Annotated in this window: 19 protein-coding genes and 1 tRNA gene; 14 read left to right on the top strand and 6 right to left on the bottom strand. The window is 63.2% G+C overall.

Annotated elements, in window-relative coordinates; all coding sequences use genetic code 11:
* Positions 1-18: 18 nt before the first annotated feature.
* Both CBP34_RS14780 and CBP34_RS14775 read right to left on the bottom strand, forming a co-directional pair.
* Positions 19-354 (bottom strand): 4a-hydroxytetrahydrobiopterin dehydratase, encoded by a 336-nt coding sequence (locus CBP34_RS14780; RefSeq protein WP_094098477.1) that lies wholly within the window; start codon positions 352-354, stop codon positions 19-21.
* A complete protein-coding gene (locus CBP34_RS14775) occupies positions 351-1,658 on the bottom strand; it encodes a M48 family metallopeptidase (RefSeq protein WP_094098476.1) in 1,308 nt (435 codons plus the stop codon). Before CBP34_RS14775 ends, CBP34_RS14780 begins: the two co-directional genes overlap by 4 nt.
* A 38-nt stretch (positions 1,659-1,696) precedes the next feature.
* On the opposite strand from CBP34_RS14775, the gene orn reads away from it, so the two are divergent.
* Both orn and CBP34_RS14765 read left to right on the top strand, forming a co-directional pair.
* The gene (orn, locus tag CBP34_RS14770) at positions 1,697-2,275 is read left to right on the top strand and encodes an oligoribonuclease (RefSeq protein ID WP_086914157.1); all 579 of its coding nucleotides are present in this window, start codon (positions 1,697-1,699) and stop codon (positions 2,273-2,275) included.
* A 317-nt stretch (positions 2,276-2,592) separates the two neighbouring features.
* Positions 2,593-4,476: a DEAD/DEAH box helicase gene (locus CBP34_RS14765; protein ID WP_086927932.1), complete on the top strand. Its 1,884-nt coding sequence runs from the start codon at positions 2,593-2,595 to the stop codon at positions 4,474-4,476.
* Between the two features lie 118 nt (positions 4,477-4,594).
* Here CBP34_RS14765 and CBP34_RS14760 read toward each other — a convergent pair whose 3' ends face one another.
* A complete protein-coding gene (locus CBP34_RS14760; RefSeq protein WP_094098475.1) occupies positions 4,595-5,737 on the bottom strand; it encodes an HD-GYP domain-containing protein in 1,143 nt (380 codons plus the stop codon).
* A gap of 108 nt (positions 5,738-5,845) precedes the next feature.
* Complete coding sequence (locus CBP34_RS14755) at positions 5,846-7,078, bottom strand: multidrug effflux MFS transporter (RefSeq protein WP_094098474.1); 1,233 nt, start codon at positions 7,076-7,078, stop codon at positions 5,846-5,848.
* Positions 7,079-7,517: 439 nt separating this feature from the next.
* On the opposite strand from CBP34_RS14755, the gene CBP34_RS14750 reads away from it, so the two are divergent.
* The 11 genes from CBP34_RS14750 to CBP34_RS14700 all read left to right on the top strand — a co-directional run bounded on the left by CBP34_RS14750 (position 7,518) and on the right by CBP34_RS14700 (position 15,981).
* A complete protein-coding gene (locus CBP34_RS14750; protein WP_094098473.1) occupies positions 7,518-8,843 on the top strand; it encodes a tyrosine-type recombinase/integrase in 1,326 nt (441 codons plus the stop codon).
* Between the two features lie 56 nt (positions 8,844-8,899).
* On the top strand, positions 8,900-9,178 hold the full coding sequence (locus CBP34_RS14745) for a BrnT family toxin (RefSeq protein WP_094098472.1): 279 nt from the start codon (positions 8,900-8,902) through the stop codon (positions 9,176-9,178).
* On the top strand, positions 9,165-9,446 hold the full coding sequence (locus tag CBP34_RS14740) for a BrnA antitoxin family protein (RefSeq protein WP_094098471.1): 282 nt from the start codon (positions 9,165-9,167) through the stop codon (positions 9,444-9,446). The genes CBP34_RS14745 and CBP34_RS14740 overlap by 14 nt, the downstream gene beginning before the upstream one ends.
* 100 nt (positions 9,447-9,546) lie before the next feature.
* On the top strand, positions 9,547-10,269 hold the full coding sequence (locus tag CBP34_RS19810; RefSeq protein WP_208616340.1) for a hypothetical protein: 723 nt from the start codon (positions 9,547-9,549) through the stop codon (positions 10,267-10,269).
* Between the two features lie 104 nt (positions 10,270-10,373).
* The gene (locus CBP34_RS14730) at positions 10,374-10,631 is read left to right on the top strand and encodes a hypothetical protein (protein WP_094098470.1); all 258 of its coding nucleotides are present in this window, start codon (positions 10,374-10,376) and stop codon (positions 10,629-10,631) included.
* A gap of 79 nt (positions 10,632-10,710) precedes the next feature.
* Positions 10,711-11,073, top strand: coding sequence for a hypothetical protein (locus tag CBP34_RS14725; RefSeq protein ID WP_157896488.1), 363 nt, complete (start codon positions 10,711-10,713; stop codon positions 11,071-11,073).
* Complete coding sequence (locus CBP34_RS14720; RefSeq protein WP_167372737.1) at positions 11,073-13,040, top strand: AAA family ATPase; 1,968 nt, start codon at positions 11,073-11,075, stop codon at positions 13,038-13,040. Before CBP34_RS14725 ends, CBP34_RS14720 begins: the two co-directional genes overlap by 1 nt.
* Positions 13,041-13,432: 392 nt before the next feature.
* Positions 13,433-14,110, top strand: coding sequence for a phage replication initiation protein, NGO0469 family (locus CBP34_RS14715; RefSeq protein ID WP_094098468.1), 678 nt, complete (start codon positions 13,433-13,435; stop codon positions 14,108-14,110).
* A 9-nt stretch (positions 14,111-14,119) separates the two neighbouring features.
* The gene (locus tag CBP34_RS14710) at positions 14,120-14,833 is read left to right on the top strand and encodes a 3'-5' exonuclease family protein (protein ID WP_094098467.1); all 714 of its coding nucleotides are present in this window, start codon (positions 14,120-14,122) and stop codon (positions 14,831-14,833) included.
* Positions 14,821-15,222, top strand: coding sequence for a putative PDDEXK endonuclease (locus CBP34_RS14705; RefSeq protein WP_094098466.1), 402 nt, complete (start codon positions 14,821-14,823; stop codon positions 15,220-15,222). The genes CBP34_RS14710 and CBP34_RS14705 overlap by 13 nt, the downstream gene beginning before the upstream one ends.
* A 261-nt stretch (positions 15,223-15,483) precedes the next feature.
* Positions 15,484-15,981, top strand: a complete 498-nt coding sequence (locus CBP34_RS14700; RefSeq protein WP_157896487.1) for a hypothetical protein — start codon at positions 15,484-15,486, stop codon at positions 15,979-15,981.
* 215 nt (positions 15,982-16,196) lie between these two features.
* Here the strand turns inward: CBP34_RS14700 and CBP34_RS14695 are convergent.
* A tRNA-Lys gene (locus tag CBP34_RS14695) sits at positions 16,197-16,272 on the bottom strand.
* 81 nt (positions 16,273-16,353) lie between these two features.
* Positions 16,354-17,247, bottom strand: coding sequence for an NAD(P)-dependent oxidoreductase (locus CBP34_RS14690; RefSeq protein WP_236748434.1), 894 nt, complete (start codon positions 17,245-17,247; stop codon positions 16,354-16,356).
* Between CBP34_RS14690 and CBP34_RS19590 the strand changes: the two genes are divergently transcribed.
* Positions 17,246-17,401, top strand: coding sequence for a hypothetical protein (locus tag CBP34_RS19590; RefSeq protein WP_162290894.1), 156 nt, complete (start codon positions 17,246-17,248; stop codon positions 17,399-17,401). The genes CBP34_RS14690 and CBP34_RS19590 overlap by 2 nt on opposite strands.
* Positions 17,402-17,410: the final 9 nt, after the last annotated feature.

The following is a 17,410-nucleotide window of genomic DNA, read 5'->3' as shown; positions in this document are numbered from 1 at the left end:
GGGGGCGGGCGGCGATGCTCATGCCAGCAGGGCGTCGAACCGGGACGCGCAATCGAAGTCGGTGGCGGAGATGCCCTGCACGTCGTGCGTGTTCAGGCGCACCACACAGCGGTTGTAGTGCACCGACAGGTCGGGGTGGTGGTCTTGTGCATTGGCAACGAAGGCCACGGCATTCACGAACGAAATGGTTTCGTAGTAATTGGCGAAATGGAAGGTCTTTTCGATGGCCACCTGGGCGCCATCGCCAGCCAGCGACCAGCCTTCGATCTTGGCCAGATTTGCTACTATTTCTGTAGCGGTCAGCGCACGGCGGGTAAGCGCTGACCAGTCTTTTTTCTTCAACATCGTGGTCATGGTTGGGCAGGCGAGGGCATGCGCGCCAGCCGCTCGGAAGCGGGCGGGTGCGAATAGTAGAACTTCACATACACCGGGTCGGGGGTGAGTGTGGAGGCATTGTCTTCGTAGAGCTTGAGCAGCGCCGCAGCAAGGTCGCCCCCGTTGGCCTGGGCCACGGCATACGCGTCGGCTTCAAACTCGTGGCGGCGCGACAGCTGGGCAAACAGGGGCGCGATGAACAGCGTGAAAACCGGCACGGCCAGCAGGAACAGCAGCAGGGCCAGTGCATCATTGGGCGCCGGGGCCACGGCCAGGTCGAGGGAAATATTGGGGCGCACGCCCAGCCCGGTGTAGAACCACACTTGGGTGGACAGCCAGCCCAGCAGGGCAAAGCCGGCCAGGCTCAGGGCAAACAGGCTCACCACGCGCTTGAGGATGTGGCGGTGCTTGAAGTGCCCCAGCTCATGGGCCAGCACGGCCTCGACTTCGCCCGGCGAGAGCTGGCGCAGCAAGGTGTCGTAGAAAACAACGCGCTTGGCGGCACCAAAGCCGGTGAAATAGGCATTGGCATGGGCGCTGCGGCGGCTGCCATCCATCACGAACAGCCCCTTGGCCGCAAAGCCGCAGCGCTGCATCAGCGCAGTGACGCGGGCCTTGAGCGATTCATCTGCAAGCGGCTGGAACTTGTTGAAAAGCGGTGCGATAAAGGTGGGGTAGATCACCATCAGAAGCAGGTTCAATCCCATCCAGAAACACCAGGCCCACAGCCACCACAGAGGCCCAGCCGCGCCCATCAGCCACAGGATCAGCGCCGCAACGGGCAGGCCGATCAGCGTGCCGACGAGGGCAGACTTGGCCAGATCGGCCAGCCACAGGGCGGGTGTCATCTTGTTGAAGCCGAAACGCTGCTCGATGACGAAGGTCTGGTACAGCGTCACCGGCAGGTCGATGGCGGCGCTGATGACTACAAACGCCGCCAGCAAGGCCAGTTGCTGCACCATGCCGCCACCCAAGGCGCCCAGCAGGGCCTGGTTCAGGGCGTCCAGCCCGCCCAGCAACGTCCAGCCCAGCAAGACGGCGGCGCCCAGCGCCATCTCGAGCAGACTGAAACGTGCCTTGGTGATGGTGTAGTCGGCGGCCTTCTGGTGGGCGGCCAGCGAAATGCGTTTGGCAAAGGCCTCGGGCACGCTGGACCTATGCTGGGCCACATGGCGAATCTGGCGCGAGGCCAGCCAGAACTTGAGCAGCAGGCCGGCACAGATCACCGCCGCAAAGGCGAATGTGAGGGCGGTGGAAGGCGAAAAGGCGTCGGAAATGGGCATGTGGGGGCGAGTTTAGGCCATCAGCGACAATGCCGGCCATGTCTGAAGCCAACAACCCCGTACCCCCCGTGCTTTCCAAATCGGACCAAAACCTGGTCTGGCTGGACTGCGAGATGACCGGCCTGGAGCCCGATACCGACCGCCTGCTGGAAATTGCCGTGATCGTGACCGGCCCGCAACTGGAGCCTCGCATCGAAGGCCCGGTGCTGGCCATTCACCAGGCAGATGAACTGCTCGACAAGATGGACGCTTGGAACAAGGGCACGCATGGCCGTAGCGGCCTGATCGACAAGGTGAAGGCCTCTACGGTGACCGAGGCCGAGGCCGAGCAACAGATACTGGAATTCCTGGCGCGATACGTGCCCAAGGGGACTGCGCCCATGTGTGGCAACAGCATTGGCCAGGACCGGCGCTTTCTGGTGCGCTACATGCCCAAGCTGGAGCGCTTCTTTCACTATCGCAACGTGGACGTGAGCACCCTCAAGGAACTGGCCAAGCGCTGGAAGCCCGAGGCCTACAGCAGCTTCAAGAAGGCGCAAAAGCACACGGCGTTGGCCGATGTGCACGAAAGCATCGACGAACTGGCACATTACCGCAAGAACCTGCTGTCGGTTTGATGCTGGCTGAGCACCGCGTTCCCGCGGCAGACATCAGTCCACCGCCACGGCGGCATGTTACGAACAAGGGGCTTGCGGGGAAACCCCTATCCGTGTCATAATTGCAGGCTGCGCAGGAAACTGTACGCAGATTGTGCATCTCCCCTCACACACCGGGCTTGCCAGCCGGCTGTCTCAGACAGCGCAGGACTGGCGAACAACGCCCACCAGCATCCGCCCAGAGCGCATGCCGGTTTCGTTTGATGGTTGATGTTTTTTAACCATTGACGAAGCCATCGCAGGCTACGCTTGCGGACGTCTTCGTGAGAGAAAAATTCATGACCGACACCTCTTTGGTGCAGGGCGATTTCGCGCCTGCAGACACTTCTATTGCTGCCGATATTTCCGTGCAGTCCACCCTTGAATCTTCCGTGGAATCCACCAGCGACGCAGTCACTGCCGAGCCTAATGGTTTCATCGAGCTGGGCCTGGCCCCTGAACTGGTGCAAGCCGTGGCCGATCTGGGCTACACCCAGCCGACCAGCGTGCAGCTCAAGGCCATTCCGCTGGCCATGGGCGCCGGCGCTGATGCCAAGCACTTCATCGACCTGATGGTGTCCAGCCAGACGGGCAGCGGCAAGACCGCCGCCTTCCTGCTGCCAGTGCTCAACACGCTGATCAATCAGCAGGCGGCCGCCGAAGCCGAAGAACGCGCCGCCTTCGAGCGTGCAGTGGCCGAAGCCGCAGCCCGTGGCGAACCCGCACCCAAGCGCGCCAAGCGCAAAGACCCCACCAGCTCGCGCAACTTCAAGGCCGCCACCCCCGGCGCCCTGATCCTGTGCCCCACGCGTGAACTGGCGCAGCAAGTCGCTCACGACGCCATCGACCTCGTCAAGCATTGCCGTGGCCTGCGCGTGGCCAATGTGGTGGGTGGCATGCCTTACCAGTTGCAGATCGCCAAGTTGCAGAACGCCGACCTCGTGGTGGCTACCCCTGGTCGTCTGCTGGACCTGCAGCGTTCGATGCAGATCAAGCTGGACAAGGTGCAGTTCCTGGTTGTTGATGAAGCCGACCGTATGCTTGACCTGGGCTTCTCGGACGATCTGGCCGAGCTGAACCAGCTGACCTCCCAGCGCAAGCAGACCATGATGTTCAGCGCAACGTTTGCGCCCCGCATTCAGCAACTGGCCATGCGCGTGATGCACGACGGCGGGTCGTCGGTGCAGAAGGTGACCATCGATTCTCCGCAAGAGAAGCACGCCAATATCAAGCAGATGCTGTACTGGGCCGACAACGCCCAGCACAAGCGCAAGATGCTCGACCACTGGCTGCGTGACACCACGATCAACCAGGCCATCGTTTTCGCCAGCACCCAGGTGGAGTGCGACGGCCTGGCCAATGACCTGCAGCAAGAAGGCTTCTCGGCCGTGGCGCTGCATGGCGCCCTGAGCCAGGGCCTGCGCAACCGCCGTTTGATGGCGCTGCGCGCTGGTCAGGTGCAGATCCTGGTGGCCACCGATGTGGCCGCACGGGGTATCGACGTGCCTACCATCACCCACGTGTTCAACTTCGGCCTACCCATGAAGGCCGAGGATTACACCCACCGCATCGGCCGCACCGGCCGTGCGGGCCGCGATGGCCTGGCCATCACTTTTGCCGAGTTCCGCGATCGCCGCAAGATCTACGACATTGAGTCGTACAGCCGCCAGCAGTTCAAGGCCGAAGTGATTCCGGGCATGGAGCCCTCGCAGCGGGCGCCGCAGGCACCTCGCGGTGGCGATTTCGGTGGTGGCCGTGGCGCCCCGGGCCGTTCCTACGACAACCGTGACAACCAGTCGCGTGGCCGCTTCGGTGGTCCTGCCCGTGGCGGCAATGACCGCGGCGGCTTCGGTGGTGGTTTTGGCGGCGGCTTTGCCGGTCGCGACAACCGCGGCGCACCTGCCCGTGGTGAAGGCGGCGGCGGTGGTGGCGGCTTCGCTGGTCGTGACGACCGTGGTGGCGATCGTGGTTTTGCGCCCCGCCGTGATGGTGACTCCTATGGCCGCAAGCCCGGCTTTGGCGACGCTGGTCGGGGCGGTTTCGCTCCCCGCGGTGATGCTGGCGCACCTCGCGGCGACTTTGCGCCCCGCAAGCCCGCTTTCTCCAAGCCAGCTGGCGCGGGTGGCGGCAAGCCATTTGTGCCCCATGATGCCCGCAAGCGCCCTGCGCGCCCTGCACGCTGAGTCATTAACAACGGCTCAGGCGCACTGACACGTTGAAAAGGGCTGGTTCCGCAAGGAGCCAGCCCTTTTTTTATCCGTAAATCATGGTGCTTTCGTCGAGTCGACCCGCACGCTAGGGTTAGGTCTGCTGGGCACCCATCTGGGCATAGCCATACAGGCGCTCGGGCGGCACCCGCGCCAGCAGGTTTTTGTCGTCTGCTGCGGGGCCGGTGATGGCAAAGGCTGGTTCTGCGGTGTTGCGGTGCAGGGTGGTGGTGACGCTTCGTCCTTGGGTGTCGGTAACGGCTGCCACCAGAGGCGTGCGGGCTTCTGCGCCGCGGCGCATCACCACGCCCAGTTCACCGGACGCAAGTTTCACCAGATTCCCCGGAGGGTAAATCCCCAGCACTTTGATGATGGCGGACGACATCGCTCCCCCCTTGTCGTCCCGGAACATCTGGCGGGCGGCATCCTGAACGCTCATCGGCGGACGGATCACGCGGGGGCTGATGCGCGCCATGAAAACATCGGCCATGCGCAGCATCTGCGCCAGTTCTTTGATTTGCGTGGTTCCGGTGGGGTAGCCTTTGCCATTGGCTTGCTCATGGTGCTGGCGCACCGCCTCCAGCCACAGGGTGTCGGTGATGCCCGCCTGCGCGAGCAATGCAGCACTGTCGAAGGGATGGGCGCGCAGTTGGGCGCGCTGCCGATCCAGCACAGGGTAGTCCTGGCTCGCCATCTGGCTCTGCAGGTCGGCAATGCTGGCATTCATGGTGAGTGCGGCCAGCGTGACGAGGCGAATGTTTGCGGCGGTCCATTCCATGCGCTGTGTCATGAGGATGGCCAGCAGCGCGGTGTAGACGCTGTGGCTGTAGCCGTACCGCAGGTGTCTCGCTTGGTCCTGACGCACGGCCATGAAGATGGCAATGTCGGCATCCAGGTCCGTCAACGTAATCAGTTCCTGGGCCAGTGCATCTATCTTTGCAGGGAAGTCCGGCGCGTGTGGCAGGTCGTGTACCAGCGTCTCCAGGGTGTCGATGGCATCCGCCCAGCGTACGTAGATGCTTTTGGCTGGCACAGGCTTGGGCGCAGAAAGGGCTTCTACCGCCTGCTTTTCCTCCAGGTCGACGTACATGCCACGCTCAAGCAGTGCCTGCATTTGGGCCTCGCTGCTGACGACATGCCCGCGTGCGAGAAGCAGTGTGCAATCGTGATTGCGAACGTTCCAAGGTAACGGAACGTCTATCTGGATTTCGGACTCCACCAGTTTCAATAATTGCATGGTCGGCCCTTGGTTGATCGCGTCATCTGTGTCGTAGATCCTTCACGTGGGTGTGGTATCTGCCAGCGATTGTTGCAGAGCGGCTGGCGATTGACCATGGCACCGCCGTCAGGGATGGGCGGAGATGCGTCCAATCTCGGGCCAGCGATGGTGCAGATAGATCCAGGCCAGCATGCCCACGCCCATCATCAACAACGATGCCGCCGCCAGCCAAACCGTGGAGTGCATGACCAGCGGGGCCACCACGCCGGCCACCACACCGTTGGCAGCGGAGCCGACGAACGCCTGCAACGAAGACGCCATGCCGCGCCGCTGCGGATACAGGTCCAGCACCAGCAAGGTCACCACCGGCACCATCAGTGCCCAGCCAAAAGCGAACACGGCGATGGGAATCAGCGCCCAGCTCGCATGCGCTGTAAACAGCGCATTGGCGATCACGTTGGCAACCGCCACCACGCACATGATCACGAAACCATGCTGGATCTGCCGCTTGGGCGCAATGCGCCCGGCCAGTCGACCGCTCAGCCACGCGCCACCCATGATGCCGCAGATGGTCAGTCCAAAGAACCAGAAAAACTGTGTGGGTGCTAGTCCCAGGTGGTCACTCAGAAAGGCCGGGGCCGCCAGTACATACAGGAACATGCCATTGAACGGAACCCCGCTGGCGAATGCCAGCAGGAGAAAGCGCATGCTTGAACCCAGCTCCCAGTAGCCTCGCATGAGGTGCGGTATGTTGAAGGGCTGGCGCTGGTCCGCTTGCAGTGTCTCGGGCAGATACCGCAGATTGGCTATCCAAAGCGTTACACCCACCGCCGTCAGAAACCAGAATATGCTGTGCCAGCCCAGATGCACAAATAGCCAGCCGCCCACGATGGGCGCAATGGCGGGTGCAACACCAAAGTAGATGGTGACCTGGCTCATCACCTTCTGTGCCTGGGCGGGCGGGAACATGTCGCGGATGACGGCGCGCGACACCACAATGCCAGCGCCGGTGGACAGACCCTGGAGGGCGCGAAAGAAAACCAGTTGCTCAATGCTCTGGGCGAGCGCACACCCGGCCGATGCGATGGTGAACATGGCAATACCCGTCAGCACGACGGGTCTGCGACCAAAGCTGTCCGCCAGCGCGCCATGAAAGAGATTCATGAAGGCAAAGCCAAACAAATAGGCCGACAGCGTCTGCTGCATCTCCACCGGCGTGGCCCCGAGGGCCGAGGCAATGCCCGAGAACGCAGGCAGGTAGGTGTCGATCGAAAAAGGGCCCAGCATTCCCAGCACGGCCAATAGCACGGCCAGCGCCCATTGGGGTGCAGTCCATAGCAGGTGGGCGTGTGGATTCATGAGGCTGGATGGATGGGGTGGCGAGCGGCGGGTGCCCTGGTGGGTGCAAAAGGCCGGTCCATTATCAATGAGCTCTCGCAGCGGGGAATGGACCGCAACTATGCAACTCCAGGGGGCAAATGCACGCACATGGAGCGCTGAAAGTCCAGCACGACCGGCGCCGGAAACAAAAAACCCCGCCATCTTGAAGACAGCGGGGTTTTGCAGTTTGGTGGGTCCTGAGTGACTCGAACACTCGACCTACGGATTAAGAGTCCGACTAAAGCAATATTTGGCAGTGTTGATTGATGCTGGTAGAATCAATATAAATCAATAGCTTAGACGCATAACACTGGACAAGTGAACAGCCTGAACGTTGATTGAAATTCGGCAGTTTTTAGGAAAATCGCTTACATCCGCCCTTACATCCAGCCCGATGTAAGCGCACAAGGGGTGCCACATGGCAAAGATTGCATTCACCGCTGGCCGGGTTTCGGGTTTCAAGTGCCCGCCCGACAAGAAACAGGCTTTCATGTGGGACGTGACAGCGCCGGGGCTGGGGCTGAGGGCAACGCCAGCCGGGAAGCCTGCCTACGTGTTCCAGAGCAAGTACCAAGGCAAAGACATACGCCTGACCATCGGGAGCCCCGCCGCATGGAGCATTCCCGATGCGCAAGCCAAGGCACGCGAACTGCAACGCCTGATTGATGAAGGCAAAGACCCCCGAGACTTGAAGCGTGATGCGCTTGCCGCACAAGCTGAAAAGCAAGCCGCCGCCGCTGTCCAAGCCGTTACCGTGGGCGAGGTGTGGGCCGTGTACCTTGAGGCACGCCGCCCGTACTGGGGAGCGCGGCACCATGCCGACCATGTGAAGCTGGTGCAGGCCGGGGGCGAGGTTTCCAAGCGTGGCACCCGTGGCCGTGGCGTGACTGTGGCCGGGCCGCTGCATCCGCTGATGGGGCTTGCGCTGCGTGACCTGACAGCGCCGGTTATCGAGGCATGGGCAGCACGCGAGGCGCAGACCCGCCCAACGTCTGCCCGGCTGGCATGGCGCTGCCTGAAAGCGTTTTTAGGCTGGTGCGCAGAACAGCCGGAATATGCGCCAGTGCTGCCCAGCGTGAACCCTGCCAAGACCAAGAAGGCCCGCGAGAGCTTGGGCAAAGCCGGGGTGAAACAGGATGCCCTGCTGAAAGAGCAGCTACCCGCGTGGTTTGCCGCCGTGCAACAGGTGCAAAACCCCATCGCCGCCGCCTATCTGCAAGTGCTGGTGCTGACTGGCGCAAGGCCGGGCGAGGTGCTGGGGCTGCGCTGGGAGGATGTGAATACCAAGTGGAAGGGCCTGACCATCCGCGACAAGGTGGAGGGGGAGCGCGTCATTCCCCTGACGCCCTACGTTTCGCACCTGCTTCACTCCCTGCCGCGCCGAAATGTGTGGGTGTTTCCCAGCACCGCACGGGGCAAGGACACCGAAGGGCAGACCCTGAGCATACCGAGAGCCCCACACACTGCCGCCTGTGCTGTGGCCGGTATCGAAGGGCTTACCCTGCATGGCCTGCGCCGCAGTTTCAAGAGCCTGACGGAGTGGCTCGAAATCCCCGCTGGCGTGGTGGCTCAAATCATGGGCCACAAGCCCAGCGCAACCGCTGAAAAGCATTACACCGTCCGCCCGCTTGACCTGCTGCGCGTGCACCATGAGCGCATAGAGGCGTGGATTTTGGAACAGGCCGGGATTGTGTTTGATGCCAAGGCCGCGCCTGGTGCGCTGCGCGTGGTGGCAACCGCCTGAAATAACGCAACTACAAATAATTCTTGCACTCTAAATAAACGTAGCTACACTAAACCATGAATGTGACGTTCGACCCGGCCAAAGATGCCGCCAATCTGGAAAAGCATGGCTTTTCATTGTTGGATGCCGTGGGCTTTGAATGGGAAACCGCCGTGGTGTGGCCCGATACGCGCCGGGACTATGGCGAGCCCCGCATGGTGGCGCTGGGCTACATCGGTTTACGCGTCATGTCCGTGGTGTTTGTTGACCGCCCGCCTGAGCAACCGACCGAGCGCCGCATTATCAGTTTGAGAAAAGCCAACACGCGAGAGGTGAAGCGCTATGCCGAAACTTAAAGCCGGAACCATCCTGCCAACGCCTGCCGAGGATGCAGACATTACCGCCGCTGCGATGGCGGACCCTGACGCTGTGCCGTTCACCGATGCCGAATGGGAACAGGTAAAGCCGCTGGTGCGCCGTGGCCGCCCGCTGGGCAGTGGCACCAAGACCCAAGTAACCCTGCGCCTTGACGTGGAGGTGGTGGAGAAGTTCAGAGCATCGGGCGATGGCTGGCAAACCCGCATCAATGACGCGCTGAAAAGCTGGGTGCGGACTCACGCCTGACAGTTTTCGCCCCAGCTAGGCAGGGCTGCAATCCTGCTGAAAGGCCAGTCCCCCCGCTGGCCTGCTGGGGCTCCTAATTTGGGGTGCATCGGGGGATGCAATGGCAAAAAAACAGCAACGCGTCGGTGCCGCTGCCCGCCTGCTTTGGTCGGTATCGCCAATCGTGGACATTGGCCGCGATGGCTGGCCGGTAAAACTACACGTCCAAGCGATTGCAGCGCTGCAATCATGGTGCGATGGCGACGGTGAAGAAACGCCAGAGCGAAAAGAGCGCATGGCCGATTGGGCCTATGCCATCCGGGGCGCGTGCACCGACAGCAAGACCCTGGCTCATGAGCGCCGGGTTCTGCGCCAGAACCCAATGGTCATGGGTGGCGACGTGGTGGGCGTGGTGACCGATTCCGCTTGCTACATCACTGCGCAAGATTTTTCGGGATGGCTGGCCGCGCATGGTGAATCGCCTGGCCCGCTGGTGCAACTTTGGTTCGAGGCTCAGGGCGTGGCGTGCCCAGCAACTGCCGTCACGCCTGCCGCGCCCGTGGAGAGCAGCGCCAGCAGTGCGCCAGCATGGACAGTTACCAAGCCCCAGCGATACAGCGGATATGCCGCGCCCCTGCATCGCTTGCTTGTCACTGCGCACCGTGAAGGCAGGCCGCGCCCGACCGCCCGCGATGTGCTGGAGGCGTGGCGCATCAACAAACCCGCTGAAATTGCAAAAGTGCTACCTGACGGGTTCGACTACTACGACGCCAATGGCAACGCGAAACCCGCAAGCCTTGAAGCCATCCGTAAGTCAATCAACCGGTTGACAAGCGCCCGGTAAGAGCCCACCAGAGCCGACAAGCGCCCGCTAGGGCCGACAAGATAGGGGAAACATACACCCCCGAAAAATCATCGCCGCATCCCAACTTTTTGGAATGCAAAGCGATGCAACCCAGCCCCAACCTACACAGCGCAGACACCCGCCGCGCTGTATCTGAGCCCCAGCAATTCCCGCCGCTGGAACTGGTCAACCGCCCCACGGTGCCGACAGAGCAGGCCGCGCATTACCTGCTGCGCCGCCCGCAGACTCTGAGGGGCTGGGCCTGCGCTGAAACCTTCCCCGATGGCCTGCGCCCGGTGCGCATCAATGGCCGCCTGGCCTGGCCTGTGGCTGGCATCCGTGCCGCATTGGGGGTGGCGTGATGACCGCCGCAATCAATCGCCTGCTGCTGGCGCTGTGGTGCGCAGCCCCTTCACGCTGGTTTCGCAAAGGGGGCCGCCCATGACAGCCCCCAACGGTAAAGCCCCCGCACCGACCACGACGCAAGGGGTTCAAGGCGAACAGCTTTCTTTTCTGCCGCCCCCGCCCTTTGCACCCACCTGGCCCCAGCGTGGAACCCTTGCCGACCGTGCGCTGGGGATGCTCATGGATGGCCGCCTGATTGACCATCCCGACTTTGAAAGCAGCACGCAATCCTGGCGACTGGGTGCCGTGGTATTCACGCTGCGCACCTTGGGATGGCCGGTGGAAACCATCGAAGTTCCCAGCCCCACCGACGATGCGCCCCACCGCATCATTGCCCTGTATCACCTGCCCCCCCGCTATGTGGCGCAGGCGCTGGCGCTGAACGGGGGTGGCGCTTGATGGCCGCAGACAGTGACCGCGCCCGCGATGCGCTGCAAGCCATCCCGCCCGACCTGCCCCGCGATGAATGGGTGCGCGCTGGCATGGCTGCACAAGCTGCTGGCCTTGACTTCGACACGTTCAACGATTGGAGTGCCCAGGCGGGGAACTACGACGAACGCGCCGCCCGTGACACCTGGCGCAGTTTCAAGTCTGGAAAGGGCGTGGGGGCTGGCACGTTGTTTCGCGTGGCCGCTGAACATGGGTGGCGCATGGGTGAAGGCAAACCCCAGCAACGCCCGCCGCAAGCCCCCAAAAAGGCCGCAGAGCACCCGCGCAAGCCCGCCCCAGGCATGAGCCCTGCCGAGGTGTGGAGCCGCTGCGAAGCTGCAACCGCTGCACACGGCTACATCGTGGCAAAGGCCGCAGCCGGGGTGCCGTTGGATGCCCTGCGCGTGGTGCCTGCTGGTGACCCCCTGCGCATTGCCGGGCAGCGCATGGCCGGGGCTTTGGTGGTGCCTGCGCTTGCAACTGATGGCGCATTGCAAAGCCTGCAACTGATACCGCCGCCCGGTGCCGGACATAAGCTAAATCTGCCCGGTGCACCGATGGGCGGGGCATCCTTCACCGTGGGCACGCTGGTGCCCGGTGCGCCGCTGTATTTGTGCGAAGGTGTGGGCACCGCGTGGGCCTGCTGGCAGGCAACGGGCAATGCTGCCGTGGTGTGCTTTGGCTGGGGCAACGTGGCCCGCGTGGCTGGCGAGCTGCGCCAGCATGACCACGACGCCCGGCTGGTGCTGGTGCCGGACACGGGCAAGGAACATGAAGCCGCAAAGATTGCCCAGACCGTGGGCGCTGCCGTGGCCTACATGCCCCAGGGTGAGGCGCAGAACTTCGACGCAAACGACCTGGCGCAGCGTGCCGGGCACGATGTACTGGCCGGGCTGCTGGAGGCTGCGACAGAGCCGCCCAAGCCTGAGCCCCGTTACAAGCTGCTGGGAGCTGATGAACTGCGTGACCTGCCCCCGCTGGCGTGGCGTGTGCGTGGTGTGCTGCCCGCCGTGAGGCTTGCCGCGCTGTATGGCCCGAGCGCATCCGGTAAATCATTCCTGGCCTTCGACATGGCCGCATCCATTGCCGAGGGCAGCCACTGGTTTGACTGCCGCGTAGAGGCCGCGCCCGTTGTGTATGCCGCGCTGGAGGGCGAAGCCGGGTTTAAGCTGCGCGCCCAGGCATGGGAGGTGAGCCGGTGCCGTGCGCTGCCCGATGGCCTGCGCATGATGCTTCAACCGTTCAAGCTGACCGATGGGCAGGACGTGCTAGACCTTGCCGCCGTGGTGCCTGCTGGTGCCGTGGTGGTGGTGGATACCTTGAACCGCGCCGCCCCCACTGCCGACGAAAACGCCAGCAAGGACATGGGCGAGGTGTTGGAGGCCGCGAAGCTGCTGCAAATGCTGACCCGTGGCCTGGTGCTGCTGGTGCACCACACGGGCAAGGACAGTGCACGGGGCTTGCGTGGGCACAGTTCGCTCTTCGCTGCGATGGATGCCGCCATCGAAGTTTCACGCGAAGGCGACCGCCGGGAATGGAAGGTGGCGAAATCCAAGGACGGGCAGGACGGAGAGGCGCACCCGTTCAAGCTGCATGTGGAGGTTCTGGGCACTGAGCCGACCGGCGACGAAATCACAAGCTGCGTGGTCATGCGAGACACCGCAGCCCAGGACGTACGCGCCGTGAAGCTGCCCCAGGGTGGTAATCAGCGCCTGGTGCTGGATTCCCTTCGCCCCCTGTTCAAGGATGGCCGCGTGGGCAAACCGGGAGCCCCACCGCTGCGCCCGTGCATCGCATTGGATGCAGCCCTGAGTGCTGGTGCTGCAAAGCTGACCTGCCCCACCGACAAGCGCACCAGCCGCGCCCGCGATGCCGTCACGGGGCTTGTCGCCCGTGGTGTTTTGGGACTGCATGAGGGGTGGTTATGGCTGGTATGACCACACGCCGAAATCCTCCGTTTTCTCCGTTTTCGGAGAGGTTCGACGCCGAAATCCTCCCCTCCCCTTATATAGGGGAGGAGGAGAACGGAGGGCAAAAACGGAGACCCGGAAAAGACCCCTTCGACGCCCGCGTGGTGTGCCCTGACTGCCAGCACCTGGCACAGCGCGGGCGCTGCCTGAACTGGCAGGCCGCAGGGCTCAGAGCCCCCGAGGTGGCCGCAGGCATCAAGGCCATGCCCCAGCACTGCCCAGGCTTTGCGCGGCTGCTGCCCAGTGCCCAAGGCCCACCACCTGCGCCAGTCCCAACACCAAGACCGACCCAGACCGAAGCAAGACCGACTGCGACCGAACCGCCGCAACCCGTTCAACCAATTTTGAAAGGCCATGACATGGCACTGACCGTTTCCGAGGGTGCGACCGGCACCTACACCCCGCCCGAGGCTGGCACCTTCCCCGCCCGCTGCTGCGCGTTGATTGACTTGGGCACCCAGACTGCAACCTATGAGGGCGAGACCAAGGCCGCCCGCAAAATTCTGGTGAGCTTCGAAATCACCGACAGCGACAACCGCCGCGACGATGGAAGCCCGCACATTGTGAGCAAGCGATTCACTGCCAGCCTTCACCCAAAGGCCGGGCTGCGCAAGTTTCTGGAGGCATGGCGGGGCCGCCCATTCACTGCCGAAGAACTGAAAGCCTTCGACCTGAAAACCCTGCTGGGCATCCCTTGCTTGCTGGGCATCGTGCACCAAGAAAAAGGCGACCGCGTGTATGCAAACCTGAGTAGCTGCATGAAGCTGCCCAAAGGCTTTGCCGCTGCGCCTGGTGCGGTGCCGCTGGTTTCCTTCGACCTTGACGCCCCCGACTGGCAAGCGTTTGCCGGGCTCAGTTCACGCCTGCAAGCGCAGATAGCCGAGGCACCCGAGTTCGCCAAAGCCAACCCGCCCAAGACCGTGCAACTGGCCGCCGCAGGACATGCTCCAGCAGCGCCAGCACCCGCCGCTATCGCCCCGCCCGCTGGCGCTGCTGGCAGTGGGTTTGATGACATGGCAGATGACGTGCCGTTTTAAGGGGACACCATGCAATTGATTTTCGATATTGAAACCATCCCCAGCCAGCACCCGGACGCCAAAGCGCAGGCCCGCGCCAGCATCAAGCCGCCCGGCACTTTGAAGAAACCCGAGAGCATCGCCGCCTGGTGGGACACCGAAGCCGACACCGCAACCGAGGAAGCTTACCGCCGCCAAAGTCTTGACGGTGGCCTGGCCGGTGAAATCGTGAGCATTGCCGCCGTCACTGGCGATGGCCGTGAGTGGGTGCACTGCCGCCCCCAGGGCGAGAGCGAGGCCGCATTGCTGGCCGCCTTTGGTGAACAGGTGGGCCGGTGGATTGATGACGATGCCCGCGCCGTGGCCGATGGGTTCAACTATGCCCAAGACCCGTACCTGATTGCCCACAACGCCGCCTTCGACCTTGGGTTTTTGTGGAGGCGCTGCGTCGTCAACCGGGTGCGCCTGCCGTTCAAGGTGCCCGCACCATCGGCCCGCGCTGGCAAGGACTACGGCGACACGATGTTGACGTGGGCAGGGTATGGCAACCGGGTAAGCCTTGACGCCCTATGCCGTGCGCTGGGCATCCCAAGCCCCAAGGATGGGGGCATTGATGGGGCTGGCGTGTACGACGCCTGGCAGGCTGGCCGGTGCGAGGAAATCGCCGCCTACAACCTGCGCGATGCTGTGGCGACTGCCGATGTGTGGCACCGCTTGAACGGGGGTGGCACATGGCAGGACTGAGTCGCAACAAAGGCAAGGCCGGTGAACGTGAGCTGGCCCGCCTGCTGGCAGACCTGACCGGCCACGATGTGCGCCGCAGGGTGCGCCAGCATGACGGAGACGACGACCTGGTGGGCGTGCCGGGCTGGTCAATCGAAGCCAAGCGCTACAAGGCCGCACCGCCCGCCCTGGTGGCGCAATGGTGGGGGCAGGCCGTGGAACAGAGCCGCCGCACCAATGCGCTACCGGCATTGTTCTACCGGGCAGACCGGGCAGACTGGCGCGTGGTGTGGCCTGCTGGTTTGCACCAGTCCCCCAGGCCGCAGCCCTTGCCGCCTGGCTTTGTTGACACCCTGACCGGCGACCCCTTGACGTGGTGGCGCATGGTGCGTGGCCTTGCCGCGACCTGACCATCCGCGCCAGCCCCCAGCCACTGCCGCACCTGGCACGCTGGGGGCTACTACTTAACCCCCTAGGGAAAGTTTGCGAAACAGCCCGACACCGTGGCTCGAATTACCCGCGCTGCGAGGGGCCGGGGAGGACCCCAATGCGGGTCCCTTTTGGCCTTGACCGATGCGGGTAATTCGTGCCCCGACCCCACCCTAGTTAGTAGATTTTTTCAATTGGTTAGCAGTAAGTGATAACCGTTCGTAATTGAGGATGCGCCGCACATGACCAAACCACCTTCACAGAACGCCATAGGCCGCGCGCTGGGCTTGTCCTCCCCCGCCATGACCAAGATGAAAAAGCAAGGCTGTCCCATGACTTCGATTGAAGCCGTGCGCGCCTGGCGTGAAAAGCACTTGAACATCGCCATGCGCAAGCCAGAGCCGCGCCGCACCACCGCAGCCACACGCGACCACCTGGCACATGCACAAGCCTGTATGCGGGGCGCTGCCGCGCTGCTGGGGGCTGGCCTGCCGCTTGACATATTCGCCCCGACCCTGCGCGCCGCGCTGGCCGCCGTGCCGCCCGAACTGCGCGATGCCGTGGGGCTTGACCTTGAGGTCATGAAAACCTTGCTTGCCCCAGTCCTGGCGCTGATACCGGAAGAGGGAAAAGACACGGGCGAAAAGATGACCGACGAAGATGCGCAGGACGCCGGGCAATTCCTGTACTCCGTTGCCTGTGGCGAAATCATCTTTGTCCCAGGCGGTGGGCCGTCATGAGCGAAGCGACACGGGCCGCAAGTGAGCCGCCCGGCTGACATAACCCTGAGCCCAACACCCAGCCCCGTCTGTGGGGCTTTTCTTTTGCCTGGTGCCGGGGCTCGATTCCCGAAATCGGCTTACATCCGCCCTTACATCGCACGGGAGAAAACCCAAAACAAAAAACCCTGCTACCGGTTTGATAGCAGGGTTTCGTGCGCCCGTGCGGGCTAGCTTGGTGGGTCCTGAGTGACTCGAACACTCGACCTACGGATTAAGAGTCCGCTGCTCTACCAACTGAGCTAAGAACCCAAACTTTTTAATCTGTCAGCATTGCTGCTGAGCCTCGAATTATGCACCAGTTTTTCTGATGTTGGCAAGGCAGCGCGAAAATTATTGCATTGCATTGCGGCTGGCCAGCTCCACAAACAGGCCGCTGTGGTCCAACTGGCCCAGTCCGTGCTCGACGCCATCTTTGTACAGCGCTTCGAAAAGCGTGGTGATGGGCGCATCGAAGCCGATTTCCTGGGCGGTGACCAGGGCGTTGTCCAGATCCTTAAGTTGCACCGTCATGCGGCCCCTGGGAGCAAAGTCGCGGTCCACCATGCGTTGGCCGTGCAGTTGCAGAATCCGGCTGTCGGCAAAGCCGCCGCTGATGGCTTCGCGCACCTTGGCCATGTCGGCACCGCCCTTGGCGGCAAAGAGCAGCGCCTCTGCCACCGCGCCAATGGTGATGCCCACGATCATCTGGTTGGCCAGCTTGGCCAGCTGGCCAGCGCCGTGAGGGCCTACATGGGTGGCGCGGCCAAAATTGGCGAAGATGGGCTGGGCACGCGCAAAGTCTTGCGCCCGGCCGCCCGCCATGATGGCCAGCGTGCCGTTTTCAGCGCCCACCGTGCCGCCGGAGACCGGTGCATCCAGATGGGCCAACCCCATCTCATCCAGGCGGGCTGCGTGGTCGCGTGCTTCTCGAGGTTGTATGGAGGCCATGTCGATGAACAGGGCGCCAGCCCGCATGGCCTGTGCCGTGCCCAGTCCGAACAGCACCTGGTCGACCACAGGGCCGCTTTCCAGCAGGCTGATGACAAAGTCGGCGTTGCGAACCGTTTCCGTGGGGGTGTCGTGCACCGTGGCGCCCAGGGATGCCAGCGGATCGGCCTTGGCGCGGGTGCGATTCCAGGCGTGCACCTCGTGGCCCGCCGCGCACAGGCGCCGGGCCATGGGCAGGCCCATCATGCCAATGCCAAGGACAGCAATGCGAACTGGTGTAGTGGTGGTGGTGGTCATGGGCGCATCCTTGGCAGCGGTTTTCTTTGCCATCATCATGGTCTTTTTTCGCTGCTGCTCCCTGTCAGCGAGCTTGCAGCGTGCCGACCATGCCGGGATGGTGGCACGCACCAAGGAAGTGCGCCATGCCTTTGCCCCGCCGATGTGGGCCTGACCGCGCACA

The organism is Acidovorax carolinensis, from assembly GCF_002157145.1.
GTDB lineage: Bacteria > Pseudomonadota > Gammaproteobacteria > Burkholderiales > Burkholderiaceae_C > Acidovorax > Acidovorax carolinensis.
Note: the sequence above shows the minus strand (reverse complement) of the source record. Positions and strands in the feature narration are given on the sequence as shown.

What these genes read in the sequence shown, in the direction of transcription:
- orn (WP_086914157.1), top strand. Translation starts at nt 1,697, where the DNA reads ATGTCTGAAGCCAACAACCCCGTACCCCCCGTGCTTTCCAAATCGGAC.
- CBP34_RS14745 (WP_094098472.1), top strand. Translation starts at nt 8,900, where the DNA reads ATGAATGTGACGTTCGACCCGGCCAAAGATGCCGCCAATCTGGAAAAG.
- CBP34_RS14740 (WP_094098471.1), top strand. Translation starts at nt 9,165, where the DNA reads ATGCCGAAACTTAAAGCCGGAACCATCCTGCCAACGCCTGCCGAGGAT.
- CBP34_RS14750 (WP_094098473.1), top strand. Translation starts at nt 7,518, where the DNA reads ATGGCAAAGATTGCATTCACCGCTGGCCGGGTTTCGGGTTTCAAGTGC.
- CBP34_RS14700 (WP_157896487.1), top strand. Translation starts at nt 15,484, where the DNA reads ATGACCAAACCACCTTCACAGAACGCCATAGGCCGCGCGCTGGGCTTG.
- CBP34_RS19810 (WP_208616340.1), top strand. Translation starts at nt 9,547, where the DNA reads ATGGCAAAAAAACAGCAACGCGTCGGTGCCGCTGCCCGCCTGCTTTGG.
- CBP34_RS14775 (WP_094098476.1), bottom strand. Translation starts at nt 1,658, where the DNA reads ATGCCCATTTCCGACGCCTTTTCGCCTTCCACCGCCCTCACATTCGCC.
- CBP34_RS14690 (WP_236748434.1), bottom strand. Translation starts at nt 17,247, where the DNA reads ATGACCACCACCACCACTACACCAGTTCGCATTGCTGTCCTTGGCATT.
- CBP34_RS14705 (WP_094098466.1), top strand. Translation starts at nt 14,821, where the DNA reads ATGGCAGGACTGAGTCGCAACAAAGGCAAGGCCGGTGAACGTGAGCTG.
- CBP34_RS14780 (WP_094098477.1), bottom strand. Translation starts at nt 354, where the DNA reads ATGACCACGATGTTGAAGAAAAAAGACTGGTCAGCGCTTACCCGCCGT.
- CBP34_RS14755 (WP_094098474.1), bottom strand. Translation starts at nt 7,078, where the DNA reads ATGAATCCACACGCCCACCTGCTATGGACTGCACCCCAATGGGCGCTG.
- CBP34_RS14710 (WP_094098467.1), top strand. Translation starts at nt 14,120, where the DNA reads ATGCAATTGATTTTCGATATTGAAACCATCCCCAGCCAGCACCCGGAC.
- CBP34_RS14730 (WP_094098470.1), top strand. Translation starts at nt 10,374, where the DNA reads ATGCAACCCAGCCCCAACCTACACAGCGCAGACACCCGCCGCGCTGTA.
- CBP34_RS14765 (WP_086927932.1), top strand. Translation starts at nt 2,593, where the DNA reads ATGACCGACACCTCTTTGGTGCAGGGCGATTTCGCGCCTGCAGACACT.
- CBP34_RS14720 (WP_167372737.1), top strand. Translation starts at nt 11,073, where the DNA reads ATGGCCGCAGACAGTGACCGCGCCCGCGATGCGCTGCAAGCCATCCCG.
- CBP34_RS19590 (WP_162290894.1), top strand. Translation starts at nt 17,246, where the DNA reads ATGGGCGCATCCTTGGCAGCGGTTTTCTTTGCCATCATCATGGTCTTT.
- CBP34_RS14715 (WP_094098468.1), top strand. Translation starts at nt 13,433, where the DNA reads ATGGCACTGACCGTTTCCGAGGGTGCGACCGGCACCTACACCCCGCCC.
- CBP34_RS14760 (WP_094098475.1), bottom strand. Translation starts at nt 5,737, where the DNA reads ATGCAATTATTGAAACTGGTGGAGTCCGAAATCCAGATAGACGTTCCG.
- CBP34_RS14725 (WP_157896488.1), top strand. Translation starts at nt 10,711, where the DNA reads ATGACAGCCCCCAACGGTAAAGCCCCCGCACCGACCACGACGCAAGGG.